This window comes from Desulfuromonas acetexigens, assembly GCF_900111775.1.
Lineage (GTDB): Bacteria > Desulfobacterota > Desulfuromonadia > Desulfuromonadales > Trichloromonadaceae > Trichloromonas > Trichloromonas acetexigens.
On sequence record NZ_FOJJ01000005.1, the window covers coordinates 66,575 to 84,812 of the forward strand.

At 59.6% G+C, this 18,238-nt stretch carries 13 protein-coding genes; 10 read left to right on the plus strand and 3 right to left on the minus strand.

Annotated elements, in window-relative coordinates; genetic code table 11:
- The first annotated feature begins 3 nt into the window (after window positions 1-3).
- A complete protein-coding gene (locus BQ4888_RS04830) occupies window positions 4-924 on the plus strand; it encodes a chemotaxis protein CheW (protein ID WP_092054356.1) in 921 nt (306 codons plus the stop codon).
- Complete coding sequence (locus BQ4888_RS04835) at window positions 924-3,257, plus strand: hybrid sensor histidine kinase/response regulator (RefSeq protein WP_092054358.1); 2,334 nt, start codon at window positions 924-926, stop codon at window positions 3,255-3,257. Before BQ4888_RS04830 ends, BQ4888_RS04835 begins: the two co-directional genes overlap by 1 nt.
- Window positions 3,258-3,373: 116 nt before the next feature.
- On the opposite strand, the gene BQ4888_RS04840 is transcribed toward BQ4888_RS04835, so the two are convergent.
- Window positions 3,374-5,419, minus strand: a complete 2,046-nt coding sequence (locus BQ4888_RS04840; protein ID WP_092054360.1) for a methyl-accepting chemotaxis protein — start codon at window positions 5,417-5,419, stop codon at window positions 3,374-3,376.
- Window positions 5,420-5,853: 434 nt separating this feature from the next.
- On the opposite strand from BQ4888_RS04840, the gene BQ4888_RS04845 reads away from it, so the two are divergent.
- Window positions 5,854-6,177, plus strand: a complete 324-nt coding sequence (locus tag BQ4888_RS04845; RefSeq protein WP_092054363.1) for a c-type cytochrome — start codon at window positions 5,854-5,856, stop codon at window positions 6,175-6,177.
- A 65-nt stretch (window positions 6,178-6,242) separates the two neighbouring features.
- On the opposite strand, the gene uvrC is transcribed toward BQ4888_RS04845, so the two are convergent.
- Together uvrC and BQ4888_RS17745 are read right to left on the minus strand one after the other, a co-directional pair.
- The gene (uvrC, locus tag BQ4888_RS04850) at window positions 6,243-8,102 is read right to left on the minus strand and encodes an excinuclease ABC subunit UvrC (protein WP_240746408.1); all 1,860 of its coding nucleotides are present in this window, start codon (window positions 8,100-8,102) and stop codon (window positions 6,243-6,245) included.
- A 76-nt stretch (window positions 8,103-8,178) separates the two neighbouring features.
- A complete protein-coding gene (locus BQ4888_RS17745) occupies window positions 8,179-8,688 on the minus strand; it encodes a hypothetical protein (protein ID WP_240746409.1) in 510 nt (169 codons plus the stop codon).
- Window positions 8,689-8,890: 202 nt separating this feature from the next.
- Here BQ4888_RS17745 and BQ4888_RS04855 point away from each other — a divergent pair, with 202 nt between their 5' ends.
- The 7 genes from BQ4888_RS04855 to BQ4888_RS04885 all read left to right on the plus strand — a co-directional run bounded on the left by BQ4888_RS04855 (window position 8,891) and on the right by BQ4888_RS04885 (window position 18,154).
- On the plus strand, window positions 8,891-9,430 hold the full coding sequence (locus BQ4888_RS04855) for a Crp/Fnr family transcriptional regulator (RefSeq protein ID WP_170232958.1): 540 nt from the start codon (window positions 8,891-8,893) through the stop codon (window positions 9,428-9,430).
- Between the two features lie 2 nt (window positions 9,431-9,432).
- Window positions 9,433-10,557 (plus strand): AI-2E family transporter, encoded by a 1,125-nt coding sequence (locus BQ4888_RS04860; protein WP_092054369.1) that lies wholly within the window; start codon window positions 9,433-9,435, stop codon window positions 10,555-10,557.
- Between the two features lie 77 nt (window positions 10,558-10,634).
- The gene (locus tag BQ4888_RS04865; protein WP_092054371.1) at window positions 10,635-12,629 is read left to right on the plus strand and encodes a cache domain-containing protein; all 1,995 of its coding nucleotides are present in this window, start codon (window positions 10,635-10,637) and stop codon (window positions 12,627-12,629) included.
- Window positions 12,601-13,974 carry a sigma-54-dependent transcriptional regulator gene (locus BQ4888_RS04870; protein ID WP_092054373.1) on the plus strand — a complete coding sequence of 458 codons (1,374 nt, stop codon included), beginning with the start codon at window positions 12,601-12,603 and terminating at the stop codon, window positions 13,972-13,974. The genes BQ4888_RS04865 and BQ4888_RS04870 overlap by 29 nt, the downstream gene beginning before the upstream one ends.
- A gap of 371 nt (window positions 13,975-14,345) precedes the next feature.
- Window positions 14,346-15,176: an acetate uptake transporter gene (locus tag BQ4888_RS04875; RefSeq protein ID WP_092054375.1), complete on the plus strand. Its 831-nt coding sequence runs from the start codon at window positions 14,346-14,348 to the stop codon at window positions 15,174-15,176.
- Window positions 15,177-15,405: 229 nt separating this feature from the next.
- Window positions 15,406-17,391, plus strand: a complete 1,986-nt coding sequence (locus BQ4888_RS17840) for an RHS repeat-associated core domain-containing protein (protein ID WP_092054377.1) — start codon at window positions 15,406-15,408, stop codon at window positions 17,389-17,391.
- Between the two features lie 394 nt (window positions 17,392-17,785).
- Complete coding sequence (locus BQ4888_RS04885) at window positions 17,786-18,154, plus strand: hypothetical protein (RefSeq protein ID WP_092054379.1); 369 nt, start codon at window positions 17,786-17,788, stop codon at window positions 18,152-18,154.
- Window positions 18,155-18,238: the final 84 nt, after the last annotated feature.

Sequence of the window (18,238 nt, forward strand, 5' to 3'; positions counted from 1 at the left end):
GCCATGGGTGACATCGCCAGCAAACTCCTGCCGGTTTTTCTCGAAGAGACCGGGCAGCGCCTCACCCTCGTGAACCGGGCCCTGACCGGTGAGGACTGCGGGGACCAGGGGATCAAGGAAGCCTACCGCGCTGCTCATACCATCAAAGGGACCGCCGCGCTCGTCAAACTGCCGACGGTGCGGGATATTTCCAGCCAGATGGAAGAGCTGCTGACAGCGCTCTTGCGGCAACGACGTACCGCCCCGCCGCGCGTTCTCGATGCGCTGCGCGGCGCCCTCGGCCACCTTCAACAACAGGTGGAACAGGTCGCCGGCGGCGGCACGGAAGATCCCCAGTCCGCCGAAGAGGTGCGAGCGCTCTTCGCCCCCTTCCGGCGCGTCCCGCTAGCGCCGGTACCCTCTTCGGCCCCCTCGCCGGCTCTCCAGGAAAGTCCTCCCCTTGCGCCGCCGCCGGCGGAACCGGCGTCCCCCGTTTCGCCCGTGATCGAAGCTCCTCCGGCCGCCGGCATGGAGGAGCTGGCAAAATCGCTCACGCCCCTCCTTGAGGGCGATGCCGAGCCGAGCGCGCCGTCCGTCATCAATATCTGCTGCCGATTCGACGTCTCCGGCAGAAGCTACTCCCTCCCCATGGCCGACATGGTGGAAATCGGCTCACTGACCCAGGTTTTTCCCTTGCCGCTGGCCCCCGCCTACATTCGTGGGCTGCTCAACCTGCGCGGCCAGGTCATGCCGGTCGTCGATCTCGATCCGATCCACGGCACCCCCCCCCGCCCTCTGGCCAATCGCCACCTGGTCATCGCCGAACAGGGAGGGGACCGGTTGGCATTTATCACCGACGACATCCCCGCGCTGGCTCCCGAATTCGCCGGCGAAACCATCAACCTGCGGGATTTCCTCCCTCGTTACGGAATCAGGGCGAACTGATGGGCACTCTTCCGCACGGCGCTATCACCTTTTTCTTCGAAGAAGCCGACGAGCATTTTACCGCGCTGGAAATGGGACTGTTGCGCATCGAGCAGTCGCCTGAGGCGGTGGCGGAAGTCATCGACGAAATGTTCCGCGCCGCTCACACCCTGAAAGGCTCGGCCGGGCTGGTCAAACTCACCACCATCAGCCAGATCGGCCATCGCCTGGAAGACTGTATGGAAGCGATCCGTGACGGCAAAGTGACGGTGAGCCGGCAGCGTATCGACTTCATGCTCTTCGCCCTCGACCGCATTCGCGAGCTGACCCGGCTGGCGATGGCCGGAGAAGCGGAACCGGAAGGGGTTCTTCCCCAGATCGACAGCCTGCTGGCCGCTATCGACCAGACTCCCGGATCGGCCCCCGCCGCCGAAATGCCGGGGGGAAAACCGGTGCCGCCCCCCCCCGTGGAGGAACGCCGCGCCGACCAACCGGGCTTTGCCGGTCTCGAACGCCGGACTCCCCCCCGGGAAGAGCCGCCGGGGGGAGCGCCCGCCGGGGTCATCCGGCTCGGCACCGACAAGCTGGAAAGCATGATGAACCTGCTGGGGGAGATCACCGTCGCCAAAACTCACCTAGTGAACCAGCTCACGGTCATGCAGCGCATGAAGGAGGAAATCGAATTCGCCGGGCAGCGCCTGCTGCGGGAGGTCGGTTCCTTTGCCGACCGTTACGCTTACGCCATGCCCGAACGCATCGTTGCCGGCGACAGCCTGGTCCATGATTTCGACGAACTGGAATTCGACCGTTACGACGAACTCAATCTCTTCTCCCGCAAGCTTCAAGAGATCACCAGCGACATCGGCGAAGGCCTGCGCGGCCTGAGCGGTTTTCTCGGCGGCTTCACCGGCGAAGTCGAAGGTCTCGACCGGATGGTCGTCAACATGAAGGAGCGCCTCTCCGACGCCCGCACGGTGCGCGTGGAGAGCCTCTTCCAACGCTTTACCCGAACCATCCGCGAACTCTCGCGGGAGTCGGGAAAGCCCTTGCAACTGCTCGTCTTCGGCGGCGATACGGCGATCGACCGGGTGGTTTTCGACGGTCTCTACGATCCGCTCTTGCACATTGTGCGCAATTGTGTCGCCCATGGCTTCGAACCCGCCGAAGAGCGTCTGCGCCGGGGCAAGCCGGAAGTCGGCAGTATCTGGATGAGCGCCCGGCGTAAGGGCAACACCATCGAAATCGAAATCAAGGATGACGGACGCGGCATCCAACTCGACAAGGTCCGCCGCCGCGCTGTGGAGAAGGGCTTTATCGCCGCCGACGGGACGATCGACGACAGCGAACTGATGCAGATGATCTTCCGGCCCGGTTTCAGCACCGCAGAAACGGCCGATGCCACCTCCGGGCGGGGGGTCGGCATGAACGTCGTCATGGACCGGCTCAGTGCCCTGAACGGCACCATCAACATCCTCAGCGACCCGGGGCACGGCACCAGCATCCGTCTCACCCTGCCGCTGTCACTGATCATCATCAACGTCATCCAGTTCCGCTGCGGGAACCAGCCCTTCGTCATCCCGACCAACCTGGTGGAGGAGATCGTCCTACTCCCCTTCGCCGAAGATCCTCCCACCGAGCTGAGCCACCGCGAGCTGACGATTCCCGTCATCCACCTGCAGAATGTTTTCCGGTTGCCGCCGGCCACCGCCGAACCGGGACAGACCCAGCAGCGCTTTGCCATCGTCGTCCAGGCCTCCGGTCGGAATCTGGCCCTCTTGGTCGATGCCATCATCAGCCAGGAAGATACCGTCATCAAACCCTTCGGCCCCTTCCTGCAAGGGATGCCGCACCTGGCCGGTTCGAGCATCGCCGGCGACGGCTCCCTGCGCCTGGTGGTCAACCCGGCCCGCCTGCTCGATCAGGAAACCCTCAGCGCCACCGACGCCGCACCGGTGGCGGCACCGTCCATGGACGAGGCCCTGCGGATTCTGGTGGTCGACGATTCCCTCAGCGTGCGCAAGTTCGCCTCCATGGTTCTTCGCGCCCACGGCTTCGAAGTGGTGACCGCGACCCAGGGGCTGGAAGCCCTCGCCGAACTGGAAAAAATCCCGGTCGACCTGATCCTCACCGACCTGGAAATGCCGCTCATGCACGGCTACGAACTGCTCGGCGAACTCGGGCGACGCAACCTGCTGGAGAGTATCCCGACCCTGGTTCTTTCCTCGCGAGCAGGTCAGGCCCACCGCGATAAAGCCTTGGCCCTGGGCGCCCGCGACTACCTGGTCAAACCCTTCGAAGAAGAAAACCTAGTCGCCACCGTCCGCCGCCATCTCGCCGGCGCCACCGTCCACTGAGTCGTTCCGGATTTCCCCGGACAAAGCTCACCACAAAAAACCCACAAAAAACCGCCGGTCCCCTAACAGGGGCCGGCGGTTTTTTACGTGGAGGGTTCTCCCGGGGAGAATCCGGTTCAGCGGGATTCCGTCAGATCGAAGGATTCGCCGGGGACGGCATCGAAGTCGATCAGCTCATCATCGTCCTCTTCTTCCACACCCGCGCCCTCTGCCAGGGTTTCGGCTTCGGCTGGCTCGAGCAGATCGACGACCGCGTCGTCAGCCATGAGCTCTTCCAGATTCTCGTCTTCGCCCGGCAGCCGGAACTGGGCCAGAGCCGTGAGGAGATTTTCGGAGAGGGCGTTGAGACCCTCGGTGATATGGGCCGAATCCTTGACCATGACCCCGGTAGTCAAAGACAGGCTCGACACCGCCTCCATGAAGCCCACGGCCTCGTTGGTGAGGCTGCGCTGGTTTTCGGAAAGGAGGGTAATTTCCTCGACCACCGCCTTGGAACCGCCGATGGCTTCTTCGATGCGGGCGAAGGACTCGCCGGTATCCTTGGCCAGGCGGGTCTGTTCCTCAACGGTGCGGGTCTCTTCTTCGAGAGCGGAAGTGACTTCACCGGCCTCGGTCTGAATCGCTTTGATGATCCCGCCGATCTGCTTGGTCGCCTCGGAAGACTTGTCGGCGAGCTTCTTGATTTCGTCGGAGATGACCAGAAAGCCCCGCCCCTGCTCCCCCGCCCGGGAAGCCTCGATGGAGGCGTTCATCGCCAGGATGGTGGTGCGGGTGGCGATTTCGGAAATCAGTTCCGAAATGGTGCCAACTTCGAGCAGCCGCTCGGAGAGGGATTTCATCTTTTTGTTGATCGCCTGCACGGTCACGCGGATCAGCTGCATGCCCTCGATGTTGCGGTTGACCAGCTCGTTCCCCTGCCCGGTCGCCTGGTCCACCCGCAACGACGCCTCCTGGGCGAGGAGGGCCTTGTTGGCGATCTCTTGAGTCGCATCGGAGGTCTGGTTGACCGCCATCGTCGCTTCCTGCACCTTCCCCGCCTGGACCTCGGCACCCGCTTCCATATCGCGGAAGATCCGCAGCAGGTTATGGGTTTCGCTGCCGACCTCAACGGCACGCTGGCGGGTTTCGCTCATCAGTTCGCCGAGGCTCTCCACCATCAGGTTGTAGGCGTCCGCGATCGAGCCGAAGGCGTCGGCGGTCACCGGCGCTTTGACCGTCAGGTCGCCGTCGGCCGCCTCGCTGACGACTTCGAGGAAGCCGATCAGGTTCTGCTCGGTCATCTGCCGTTCCTGGTCGGTCTGAACGTAGCGCTTGAGTTGGGCCATGGTGTCGTTGAAACTTTCGGCAACGGGGGCGAAGGCCCCGCCGTCGGCAACCTCCACCATCTCCTGCTCCCCCTTGCCGACGGCCTGAATACCGGCGGTCAGTCGCTGCAGAACGCCATCCAGCCGACGCGAGACGAGCAGCGCCATGCCCAGAGCGAGAAGCAGGGCAGCCGCCGCCGCTCCCGGCAGCGCCAGGTTCATGGTCGTGCGGAAGCTGGCGACTTGGGCCTGCTCTTCGGCCAAGGTTTCAAGAAGTTTTTCGCGAAAGCCGAGGGTTGCGACCTCCAGATCCTGGGCCTGCTCCTGATAGGCGGCATAGGCCTCGGCCGCCTCCAAATAGGAACGACCGCCCAGCACTTCCTCGGCTAGGGGGGAGAGTCTTTGCAGGGTCTGGAGCTGCGCCGTCTCAATGCGCTTGAGAAACTGCCGACCATCCTGGGAACGATCGACGAAGCCGTAACTCCCCGTACTTTGGGCCATGCGACCTTCCATGGTCTGCAGTTCGGCCAGCATCCGGCCGATCTCCTGATAGGTATCGCGCAGCTGCTCATGGCCGGCGAGGGCCTTTTCGGAAGGGGCGCCGTCTTTCCGGTCCAGAGCGGCGATAAGGAAAAACTCTTTCTCGAAACGGCGTGCCGCATTGACCTTGGCATTCACCTGGTCGATCAACGTCAGACGAGGGACGATACTCTCGGTGATATCGCGAAGCGTCCCATGGGTGACGGAAAAGGCATAATAGGCGATACCGCCGCACGCCAGGAAGACCAAGGCCGAAAAAAGGGTCAATCCCAGGAGTTTTCCTCGTAAACTGCTGCCACGGTTTTGCGGGGTCGCCATCAGATATCCTCCCTGTCTGTTGCTAAAATACCAAACCCGAACGTCAAGGTTTCGACTCGTACAGCCTGAACAGCCTTATTGCAGCAATATCCGGGCCAAAAAACCACCAACCCCGCCACCTTTTCCACGCCAGCATCGTCTTTCTATCCCCCCTTCTCCCCTGGGTTGCAGATGGTCAAGGCAGGAGCAGGTCGACAGGAGCGAGCCTGATATAGACATCAGCGAAATCGCGTCATGCATTCAGCATCTTGGCTGAGTTCCCTCCATCGCCGACCGCCGCCATACTTCCGCCCGAGTTTGCGCGACCCCATTTACCAGGCATCCGCTGAGCAATGAACAAAACCGCCCTCAAGCAAAGAGTTAAGGCACGATCCTTGCTATCATCAAAACGGTAGCCTGCCGATGTTTTCATTTTCTGCAAAAGGAGCCCGAAAATGACCCGTTTCTTCCGCCTCTTCCTTCTCCCCCTCCTGCTCTTTTCTCTCACCCTCGGCACGGCCGGAGCCGCGGTCAACGTCAAGGTCGGCAAGGAGGTTTTCCAAGCCAATTGCAAATCCTGCCATACCGCATCGGGCGAGGGAGGAGCCCTGAGCCCCGCCGAAAAGACCCGGTCTCAATGGCGGCGCTTCTTCAAAAAACCCAAACACCCCAACCAGGCCGAAATCCTCGACAAAATGAGCGAGGACGAGATGAAGAGCCTGCGCCTCTTCCTCGACCACAATGCCGCTGACGCGGACCATGCGGAGACCTGCGGCTAGAGCGATCCGGCATTCTCAATAAACCAAGGGCGGGATGATCTGCAGATCGTCCCGCCCTTGGTTTTTCAATCGCCACTTTTAGCCCCTTCGGGCGGCGCCTGCTCGCGCAAGACAGCAAAGAGGCGGCGGGCCAGCTCTTCGGGGAACCCCGGCACGGCGAGTAGCGCGTCGAGTGGGGCCTCCCGCAGCCGCCGAAGACTGCCAAAGTGCTTGAGCAGGAGCTTGCGCCGGGCCGGGCCGATGCCGGGCAGATCGAGGAGTACCGAACCGAGGAGCGCTTTGCCGCGTCGCTTGCGATGCTGGCTCAGGGCGAAACGATGGGCTTCGTCGCGCAACCGTTCGAGCATGAACAGCTCGGGGGAACCAGCCGGAAACCGCACCGGATTCTTGCGCCCGGGGAGAAAGAAGCGTTCTTCGCTGCGCTCGACGGCCTTGCCTCGGACATTGGCGAGGACTCGGCTCTTGGCGATGCCGGCGCAGTCGATGCGTTCGCCCAGTTCCAGTTCGGCGAGGACCGCGGTCAACACCCCGAGTTGCCCTTTACCGCCGTCAATGAGAATGAAGTCGGGCAGGGATTCTTCACGCAGCCCCCGACTCAGCCGTCGCCGCAACACCTCGGCGAGGGCGGCGTAGTCGTCGCTCCCCTCGACCGAGCGGATCTGATACTGGCGATAGTCCCCCGGCGCCGGTTCGCCGTCGAGCGCCACCACCTGGCTCCCGACGCTGTGACTTCCCTGCACGTTGGAGATGTCGTAGCATTCCATGCGCCGAGGGAAACGGCGCAGCTGCAGGGCGCGCTGGATGCCCTCCAGCACCGCCTCCCGCGCTTCCCGGCGGCTCCCCCGCTCACGGAAGGATTCTTGCGCGTTGCGCTCGGCCAGGGCTACCAGCTCCCGGCGCGCCCCCCGCTGCGGCGCCACCACCTCGACCTTGCGCCCCTTGCGTTCGCTCAGCCACTCGGCGAGCAACTCCGCCCCTTGCGGCAGGCGCGGCAGCAGCAGCTGATCGGGGATGACGACCTCGCGGCTGTAATATTCCTGGAGAAAAGCACCGAGAAGCTCATCCTCATCGAACTTCCAGTCGATGGCGTAGACCCGCCGGGCCAGGAGCTGCCCCTGGCGCACGAAGAGCAGGGCCACTTCCACCTCCCCCCCTTGCCGGTGCCAGCCGAGGACATCCTGATCCCCACCGCCCACAGTCACGACCTTCTGCCGCTCCACGGTCTGCTCGATGGCGCGGATCTGGTCGCGCAGGCGTGCCGCTTCTTCGAAGCGCATCTCGCCGGAAGCCGCCAGCATGCGCCGCCGCAGCCGATCGAGGACCTCGCTCTCGCGCCCGGAGAGGAGCGCCGTCACGCCGTCGACCAACTCGCCGTAGGCGGCCGCGTCGATACGACCGTGACAGGGTGCGCTGCATTGACCGATCTGATAAAAGAGACAGGGGCGGCCCCGCGCCCGGCAGCGGGCCAGGGGATAGTGGCGCAGAGGGAAGATGCGGTAGATCTCCTTGAGGGTTTCGCGCACCGCCGAAGAGGAAGAGAAGGGGCCGAAATAGAGGGCGCCATCCCGTCGGACCTGGCGCACGATTTCCAGGGCGGGAAAGTCTTCTCGGGGATCGAGACGTAAAGAAACGTAGGTCTTGTCGTCCCGCAGGTTGATGTTGTAACGGGGGCGGTGCTTTTTGATCAGGGTGTTTTCGAGGATCAGCGCTTCTTTTTCGGTGTCGGTGACGATCGTTTCGATCTCTTGCACCCGCGCCATAAGAAAGCGGATCTGCGCCCGCCCGTCGCCGGTTTCGGAAAAATAACTGCGCAGGCGCTGGCGCAGACGTTTCGCCTTGCCCACATAGAGAACCGCACCTTCCGCCCCTTTCATCAGATAGACGCCCGGGACGTCGGGAATTTTTTTCAGCTCGAAATCCTTCACTCGATTCCTCCCCAAGCCCCCACGAAAAAAGCCAGGGCAAACCCTGGCTTGACGTGCACTTTGTGACCGGACCGGTTCACCCGGCCAGGCCCAGATGACCGGTTTCGATTTCGACCAGAGCGGTAAGCAACTGCTTGACCCGTTCTTCGCTCGCGTCGTCGATAAACCGGGTGTAGAGCTGAACCGCGCGGGACTCGCGCTTTTGCGCCTCGGCCAGATTCTCTTTGTGTGACGGCGAGCATTCGCCGGGGGCCGAAAGCTCCTCGGGCAAAGGAATATCGAGGATTTGGCAAAAGAGTACGGCATGGGCCGTCTCGGTACGGGAAAGGGCGGAAAAGAGCGCCCGTCCCCGCTCGGAATCGGCGACCTGCGCGGCCCCCCGGTAGAAGGTGGCGTTGCCCACCGCCAGATCAAGGGCGCGCTCGAGATTTTCCCGGCTCTTGCGGGAAATTTCGCCGAGCGGCACCGGTTGGTAATTGTCCGCCGGAACCAGATGCTTGCCGGGCGCCCCACAAAAGGGGCAATCGCTGGGGCAGACCGAACCGATGTAAGACTCGCCACAAATCTGGCAACGATAAAGATTCATTCAGGACTCTCCTCGAAAGTTGCTGTGAGCATAGCAAGGCCCCCATCTTCTGTCAACGCACCCCACGCCTCGACCCTTTCCGGTGGCGGGAAAGGCCCCTGGGGGAATCGGGCAAGAGGTCGGGAAGTGGGGTTTTTTCTGGTCTTATCCCTGCAGACTGGTATAATCTGCGAATATTTTCGCCACCCTGTGGAGGTTGACCGTGAATCCCTTCTGGAGCAATATTTTCCACAAGAAGTCGGAAGCCGACTCCCTCATCTCCTTTTTGCGCAGCCTGGCGATCTTCGCCGACCTGGGCCGCCGAGAAGTGAATTTCATCGCCAGTCTCGTCCATGCGCGGCGTTACGACCCGGCCGAAACCATCTTTGAAACGGGAGACCCGGGGACCGGCATGTATGCTGTCCGTTCGGGGCGGGTCGCCATCTTCATCCGTCACCCTGACGGCCACAAGGAACAGCTGGCGGTGCTCGGCCCGGGGGACTTCTTCGGCGAGGCGACGCTGCTCGCCCCGGCGCGGCGGACCGCCTCGGCCCGGACCCTCGAAGACACCGAACTGGTCGGGCTCTTTCGCGCCGACCTGCTGGAAGCGACCAAGAAACACCCCAGCGTGACCAACGCCATCCTCATCAGCTTGGCGCGCATCCTCAGCGAACGCATGCAGGCCGCCGAAATGGAAATCCGCCAACTGCGCACGGCGCTGCGTCTTTCACCACCACCGGCCGATCCCGAGGGTGACAAGTAGCCATGACGCCGAAAACAGAATTGACCCGGGTTCACCTGCTCCTCTTCTTTTTCGTCCTGGCCGCCGGCATTGCCGTGGGGCTCTCGCTCTTTTCCTCGGCCTCGACCTTTCTGGACCTGATCCGTACCGCTACCAGCGGGCTCTTCCTGCCGCTCTTGCTGTCGCTGATCGCCTCCTTTCTCCTTGGCCCCATCGTCGCGTTCATCGAGCGGGAGAACATCAGCCGCACCCTGAGCATCTTTCTTGTCTACCTGCTGGTCGCCATATTGCTGCTCCTTGCCGCCGGCTGGCTCAGCCCCCACTGGCAGGAGATGTGGATTTCCCTGCGCACCGACCTGCCCCGCTACACCGCCAAATTCATTACCTTGCTCCGGGACGCCCAGGAAAACCTGCAGAGCCGCTTTCCCTATATCGAAAGTTACGACCTCACCGGCCGGGCCCGCACCCTGGCCGAACAGTTTGTCGCCCAGATTCTGGTCGGTACGCCGAAATCGGCCCTGCGCATCGGCAGCCTGCTGATTCTGGTGCCGATCTTCACCTTCTTCTTTTTGCGGGACGGCAATCTCATTCTGCGTACCTGCGTTTCCCTGAGTCCGAACCGCTATTTCGAGATGGTGCATGACCTCAGTTCGGTCATCAGCCGGCAGATGGCCGACTTTATCCGCGGGCGGTTGCTCGAAGCCTTCATTATCGGCCTGGTCGTCACCATCGGCCTTTCCTTCACTGATATCCGCTACACGCCGATCCTCGGCATCTTCGCTGGCATCACCAATCTCATTCCCTATGTGGGGCCCCTTGTCGGCATGGTCCCCGGCATCCTCATCGCCCTGGTCGACCTCGGCATGGGCGGTCAGTTCTGGTGGATCGTCATTGTCTATTTTCTCATCGCCCAGATCATCGTCGACAACTTCATCCTGATTCCGATTCTGATCTCCCGCTATTCCAACCTGCATCCCCTCTGGGTGCTGCTGGCCATCATCATGGGCGGCAAACTCTACGGCGTGCTTGGCATGATCATCGGTGTGCCGGTGGCGAGCATCATCAAGATCGCCCTGCTCGAAATCCGTCACTACCGCAATACCTTCGCCCTGCCCGACACCGCCCAGGATCTGGATCGGCCGACCTGAGCCGCCCTCGGGTGCCTTGACTTCAAGGGCGCCCTTATCCCATAATTCCCGCACCCTTCTCTGACCCCCGAGGCGGAATGAACCGTTACCTCTTTAAATTCGTAAATAATCTGAGGTTACGGGGCAAGATTCTGGTCCTGGTCCTTCCTCTCGTGATCCTGCCGATCTTCCTCATCGGTACGGTCATCGGCGTCATTGCCACCCAGCAGGCCTACCTCGGCATCACCCAGACCAGCAAGGATGACCTGGACCACATGGCCCTCTTCACCCTTGACCTGCTGGACTCTCACCATCAGCAATTTCAGGTTTACAAGCAGGACAAGCAGCGGGTCATCCGCGACGAACTCAAGACCCTGACCGACCTCGCCTACAGCCTGGTGGAAACCCAATACCAGCGTTTTCAAGAGGGGCGTCTGCCCCTGAGCGAAGCGCAGAATCTGGCCCGTCAGGCCCTGAAAAATGTCAGTTTCGGCGAAAGCGGCTACACCTATGTGTTGAACAGTACCGGCGACCTGCTGGTGCATGTGGCCCGCGAGGGGCAGAACATCCTCGACGAGAAGGACGAGGACGGCCGCTATTTTATCCGCGCCCTCATTCAGAACGCCGTCAAATCCGACGGGCAACGGGTTCTCTACAGCATCTACCCCTGGCGTAACGAGGCCCTGGGGGATCGCCTGCCGCGCAAGAAGATCGTCGCCTACCGCCATTTCCGTGACTGGGACTGGATCATTGCCACCGGCGGCTACGTCGAGGAGACCTACGAAGACGAAGCCTTCGAAAAGCAGTCGATGGAGGATCTCAAGCTCAAGCTGCAAAGCAAGAAGGTGGGCAAGACCGGCTACATCTTCTGCATGGATAAAAACGGCGTCCTCACTGCCCATCCCGAGGCGGAAGGGCAAGATGTCAGCGCCAGTCAGGATTCGGACGGCAACTTCTTCATCCGCGAGATGCTGGAAAAGAAAAACGGCTGGATTCGCTACCCCTGGCGCAATGTCGGCGATGCCCAGGCACGGATGAAAATCGTCCGCTATCGCTACTACCAGCCCTGGGACTGGATCGTGGCGGTCGGTTCTTACGAAGATGAATTCTTTCACGAAGCCAACGTCATCAAATGGCGGATCATGGCGGTGATGCTCCTCATCCCCCTGATGGTCGGGAGCATGGCGGTGGTGCTACTGGTCATCGCCTCGCGGGTCTTGACCGAGCCGATCCGGAACATGATCGAAGTCATCCGCGCGGTCAAGAGGGGGCGCCTTGACCAGCGTATGACCGTCGAATCGACGGACGAACTCGGCGAACTGGCGCTGGCCTTCAACAAGATGATCAGCCTGCTCGGCCGCAACCGCGAGATGGAGGCCTCCCTCGCCCAGCAAGGGAAGATGGCCTCCCTCGGCGTGCTCTCCTCGGGCGTCGCCCACGAAATCAACAATCCTCTCGGGGTCATTCTCGGCTATGCCAGCTACATGGAAGGGAAGATGGACCCCGAGGAGCCCTACTACAAGTTCATCCACGAGATCAAACGGGAGAGCAAGCGCTGCAAGAAGATCGTCCAGGATCTCCTCAGCTATGCCCGCACCCCGAAACCCTCCCTGATCGAGACGGACATCAACGACCTGCTCCAGCAGATCGTCGATTTCGCCGCCAACCATACCGACATGCACCATGTCCAGGTCCGCAAGGAGTTCGCCGCCGACCTGCCGCCCATCTGGGTAGACGCCGATCAGTTGCGCCAGGTGGCGATCAACCTGATTCTCAACGCCGGCGCCGCCACCAGCGAAGGCGGGGAACTGACGGTCAGAACCGTCCGCAACGAGCCCTGGCTCGACATCGTCTTCGCCGACAACGGCGCCGGCATCGCCGAGGAAAACCAGGAAAAGATCTTCGAGCCCTTCTTCACCACCCGGGCGCGGGGCACCGGTCTCGGCCTGGCGATCACCAAACAAATCATCGAACAGCACCGGGGCAGAATCGTCCTGGAAAGCGCGGTGGGCCGGGGGACGACGATCACCGTGCGCCTGCCCCTATCACGAGAGGATGAGCTGGATGGTCCCGAAACGGATTTTGATCATTGACGACGAGGCCGGCCTCTGCCGGATGATGGAGGCGATTCTCGCCGACAGCGGCTATGCCGCCAAGGGCTATACCCGTTCCTTCGAAGCGGTGGAGGAATACCGCCACGGCGACTGGGATCTGGTGATTTCCGACATCAAGATGCCGGGGATGGACGGGATTGAGGTCTTGAGCCGGATCAAAGCCAAATCCCCCGACATCCCGGTGATCATGATCACCGCCCACGCCACCGTCGACATGTCGATCCAGGCCCTGCGCAAGGGAGCCTACGACATGCTGACCAAACCCTTCGAACCGGAGGAACTGCTCTACCGGGTCAAGAACGCCCTCAAGCACAATCAGCTGCTCACCGAAAACCGCGAACTGCGCGACGAACTGGCGGGAAAATTCCGCTTCGACAACATCATCGGCGACTCGCCGCAGCTCAAGGAGTTGCTGCACAAGGTCGAGAAGATCGCCATTCGCGACACCTCGGTGCTGATCACCGGCGAATCGGGGACCGGCAAGGAACTCATCGCCCAGGCGGTGCACTACAATTCGCCGCGCAAGGGCAAACGCTTCGTCGCCATCAACTGCGGCGCCCTGCCCGAGAGCATTCTCGAAGGGGAACTCTTCGGCACCAAGAAAGGGGCCTTCACCGGCGCCACGGAAAACCGCCAGGGCCTGCTCGAAGCGGCGGACGGCGGCACCCTCTTTCTCGATGAGGTCGGCAATCTGCCGATGAACGTGCAGAAAACCCTGCTGCGCTTTTTGCAGGAGAAGGAATTCCTGCGCCTCGGCGACACCAAGCCGATCAAGGTCGATGTGCGCATCATCTCCGCCACCAACTCGGACCTGCTCGCCGAAGTCAAGGCCGGAACCTTCCGCGAGGATCTCTACTACCGGCTGAACGTGGTCAATCTCCACCTTCCCCCCCTGCGCGAACGGCGCAAGGACATCCCGTTGCTTGCCGCCCATTTCATCAAGCTGCAGAACGAGAAGTTCGGCACCGAAATCCGCGGGCTCTCCCCCGAGGCCTTCCAGGCCGCCTGCGACTTCGGCTGGCCGGGGAACATCCGCCAGCTGCGCAACGTCATCGAGGCCTGCATGGCCATCGAAAGCGACGAATGGATCAGCCTGCCGGTCCTCGCCCAGTTCATCGACATTGGCGCGCCGCCGGTGGCGGACGCGAATGAGGGGGACGGCTATTCCGCCGCCCTCGGCCGCTTCGAGACCAACTACCTCATCGGCCTGCTGCGGAAAAACGGCGGCAATATTGAATCGGCGGCGCGGGAAGCGGGGATGAACATGGCGACGATCTACCGCAAAATCAAAAAGTACGACATCAAAAAGGAAGACTATTCGTAAAAAACGTCTTGCACGATTGCAAAAACCGACATTTCCTCCCTGGCACTTTCGCGAACCCGAAATATCCTTTCTGGTATATTTTCTTATTTAAGTAAATATCTAGAATTATAACTTTTTCTAAAAAAGGTCAGGGTGATCGCTCGCCGGCGGCCCTTCCTCCTCCCATTTATCTCTTCGCAGAAATGCGAAATATCCGCCTTTCGAAACCCCGCGCGCCACCTCCCGTTTTTCAATCCAACCAACCGTTTTTATTGAACAAGTCTTTTTATTTCCCTTATTCCCCCGGCTTGGTACGGTGGTTGCTCTAACTGGAGCGAGGCATTTTCCGTCTCCACGACCGCGATTCGTTCTTCGCATTCGGAACTCACACCATGGGCTGTCCATTTTACGGCAAAAACGAAGATCTCTGCGATGTCGGGTGCGGCTACATCTCCCCCCACGACGCCAAGATCATCAGCCAGTTCTGCTCGACCCAGCCCGAGGACTGCCCCCGTTACCAGTATCTGATGGAGCGCGAAACCGAACCGGCGACCCGGCCGGTGGCAGCAGCACCGACACCGCTGCCGGAGCCCGGGGAGACTTCCCCCGGCCGCACGCCAAAACCGGTTCCGCCGAAACCGTCCCGTCCCCTTCCGGCGCGCCCTTTCAGCACCCTCCCCCCCCTGGGACTGCTCTGCTTCGGCCTGACGACTCTCATCTTCAGTCTGTACCTGACCGCGCTCCTCCCCCTGCCCGAGTGGCTCTTCGATTTCGCCATTCTCGCCGGAGGGCTCGGGCAATTTACCGTCGGCGTTCTGGAATGGGTCAAGAAGCGCTATTTCAGCGGCGTCGCCCTCTCCGCCTACGGCTTTTTCTGGCTCTCCCTGCCCCTTTTGCTCCCAGCGACGGGGGCCACGCCGGTGCCGGCGCTCACCGCCTATCTCCTGCTCTGGTGCCTCTTCGGAGCCGTGCTGATGGTTGCCTCCCTGCAAATCAACCGCGCCCTGCCCTGGGTCTTCGGCACCAGTTCCCTGCTCCTCTTCCTGCTCGCCGCCGGCCACGCCACCGGCTACCGCCCTCTTGAAATCGCGGCGTTGCTGACCGGATTTGCTTGCGCCGCGGCCGCGCTGCACAACTTGCGCGGCGCTCCCCGCCCCATGCCCCCGGAATCCCCCTCCCGGTCGTCTTTTAACACCCGCCCCGCCGACTTCCGCCGCCACTGATTTCATGAAAGCTTGATGTTTTCTTTTCCAACCATCAACCGATCAGAGCCGAAACGGTGGGCTTGTAGGGTTGCGTAAAAACTCTCCGACTGGAGTAGTCTCAGGGCAAAATATTGAAAGTGACGCGGCACCTGCCTTGGCGCTATTTTTGGGCTTTTCGTTTCAACTTTCATCTGGTATAAAACCAATCTCGTCGTTTCTTGGCATTCATTAATTACTATTTGGGGGTTTGCTTGGCGGGCTTAGCGAAAACAGCGCTTTTGATAATTACCGGTGTAATTTCACCGCCTATCGTTACAACCACCAAGGGCAACTGACACGGCTCACAAACGCGTTGGGCCAAAACACCCTGCTTTCCTATGGGGGCGCCAACTGCACCAACTGCTCCGGCATCGACCAGTTGACCTCACTTATCGATGCCAAGAACCAGCAGACACACTTCACCTATGATCCCATTGGCCGTTTGGTCGGCGAAACCGACCCCCTGAATCAGACCACAGCTTTTCACTACGGAGCATTTCCCTCCCCCGACGCTATTTCAACTCCCGATGGCATCACAATCGGCTACACGTATGACGCGTTGCGTCGCTTGATCCAAAAAAGCGTACCAAATCTCGGTGAGACCACCTTCGCTTATGACAGTCGCGGCAATGTTATTGCCGCAGCCAATCCCTCGGTTTCCTATGCCCTCACATACGATGGAGCCAACCGTATCGTCTCTGTCAACGACAGCCGCGGTTATGTCATTAACTACCAATATGACCAAGCCGGCAATCGAACCAGTACTGTTTTTCAGCCCGGGACCCCCGACGAGCGCAACATCGTCGTTGATTATGACGACAATCGACGACCTGTTACTCTTTCTTCTTCGGCCGGCACCTTCGAGTTCGCCTACGACCTGCTCGATCGACGCACCACGCTGGTTTATCCTAACGGCGTTGCCACGGCCTACGGTTATCATCCCAAAGGGGGCCTGCTAACGAATATCGACACCCCACAGGTTGATCTCACCATCGACTACCTCGAACACGACAAGGTCGGCAACCGCAAGCAGAGAAGCGAAAACGGCGTGACCACCAGCTACAGCTACGACGAAACCTATCGCCTCACTTCCGCCGTCACCGGCGCGTCGGCCGAGAACTTCACCTACGACGCCGTCGGCAACCGCGAGAGCGGCCCCACGATCAAGGATACCGCCGACGTCGCCTACGAGCACGACGCCGGGAACCGAATGCTCAAAGGGCGCAAGTTTGACTACGCCTACGACGTTCGCGGCAATCAACGCTACCGCTACCTCTCGGCGGATCGGAGCAAATTCTGGGAATACACCTGGGACGGCGAAAATCGTCTGCGTCAGGCCGCGCTGACCCTCGGCGGCCAGGTGGTGCGCACTCTCAACTTCAAGTACGATCCCTTTGGTCGCCGCATTGAGAAACAGGTGAGCGACACCGCAAGCACCGTCACCACCAGTTACGTCTACGACGGCGAGGACATCGTCTTCACCACCGTCAACGACGGCACCGCCACCACGACCAGCCACTATGTCCACGGCCCCGGCATCGACGAACCCCTGGCCCAGATCACCAATGGAACCAGCACCTACTACCACGCTGACGCCCTCGGCAGCATCGTCGCCCTGACCGACGCCTCCAAGAACGTCGTCCAGCGTTACAGCTACGACGCCTTCGGCATGGTCACGGCGCAAAACCCCGAGTTCGCCAACGCCTATACCTTTACCGGGCGGGAGTGGGATCGGGAACTGGGTCTGTATTATTACCGGGCACGGTATTATGACCCTATGGAGGGGCGGTTTATATCAAGGGATCCGATTGGGTTTGCCGGGGGGGATGTTAACCTCTACGCATACACTGGAAATGACCCCGCGAATAGATTAGACCCTTATGGTGAAAGTTCTCTGACACCATTTGAGAAAGCCCTGCGGGCTCTTGCTAAGGCCCTTGGGTACGCCGAAAAAGCAGATACTGCTCTGGATACTGCGGAATTAGTAGGTGACTCTCTCGCAATGACTTGTGCTGAAACGCCTGAAGAAAGACGGCAAAGACAAAGAGATATGGTCGTAGACTTGATAAATATTGGTGTTGCTACGCCACCATTTGTGGATGCTGTAGATAAAAATAAAAGAAATGCCGTTGATATTATTGTTGATCGGATGAACGAGACCGATGCGGTTTATAAAGAGCTATTCCCTGAATAAGAGATATTCTGTAAAGACTTATATGATAAACAAAATAGCCTTACTCAATAATGAATATCCGAAAATAATTATCGAGTCATCTGTCGTTGTTTTTGTCGCATTACTTCTCGGTGGAAGAGACTTATTGATAGCTTTTTTGATTTCAACTTTATTGTATTTGCATGCTAGGTCATCTAAAATGTCCTATGTAATGGTAGGGGTTTTTTCAGTTGTTTTGTTTTTTTTCATGCTGTTTTATTTGAATATAACGGATGGTCTCGAAGATTTTTTGCTTTTTAGGCTTGATGAAATAATTAAAAACAAAAAAATATTAACAATTTATGTTTCACTGTTTCTTTTTATTCAGTCATTTTTTGGATATTTAATACACAGAATAAGGAATAGTGATTAGTTTATGATTTCAAGAATTTTCATTGCTAGTATATCTTTTTCTTTTGTGATGTTTTCTTCTTTTTATCTTATGAAATATCACACTATGTATAATAAAATAATCATTAGTGATGAGATGCTTTCACTAGCAAAACAAGAGGCTGCTTCTCAGGAAGATGGTAAAGAAAAAGCAGATAAATTTAGAAAGTATCTGGAGGCATTGTTTGTTTCAACGGGCCATGTTTCTCAAGTTAACAATGAAAATGGTAGCGTTATCATATTAGAACAATCAGAAGATTTGCAGTTGAAAAGAGATAGATATGTTAAGGCAATCAATGAGTTAGAAAAAAGCAGCAGTGTCCGGTTAAGAAGTTGCATACGCGCCGAAGTCTAAATCGATGAAGCCTGGCGGCGTCACGCCGGCGGCAACGTCTTCGGCCGCTTCGTTGCGGATTTTGTTGCGTAACTCGCGAACCCT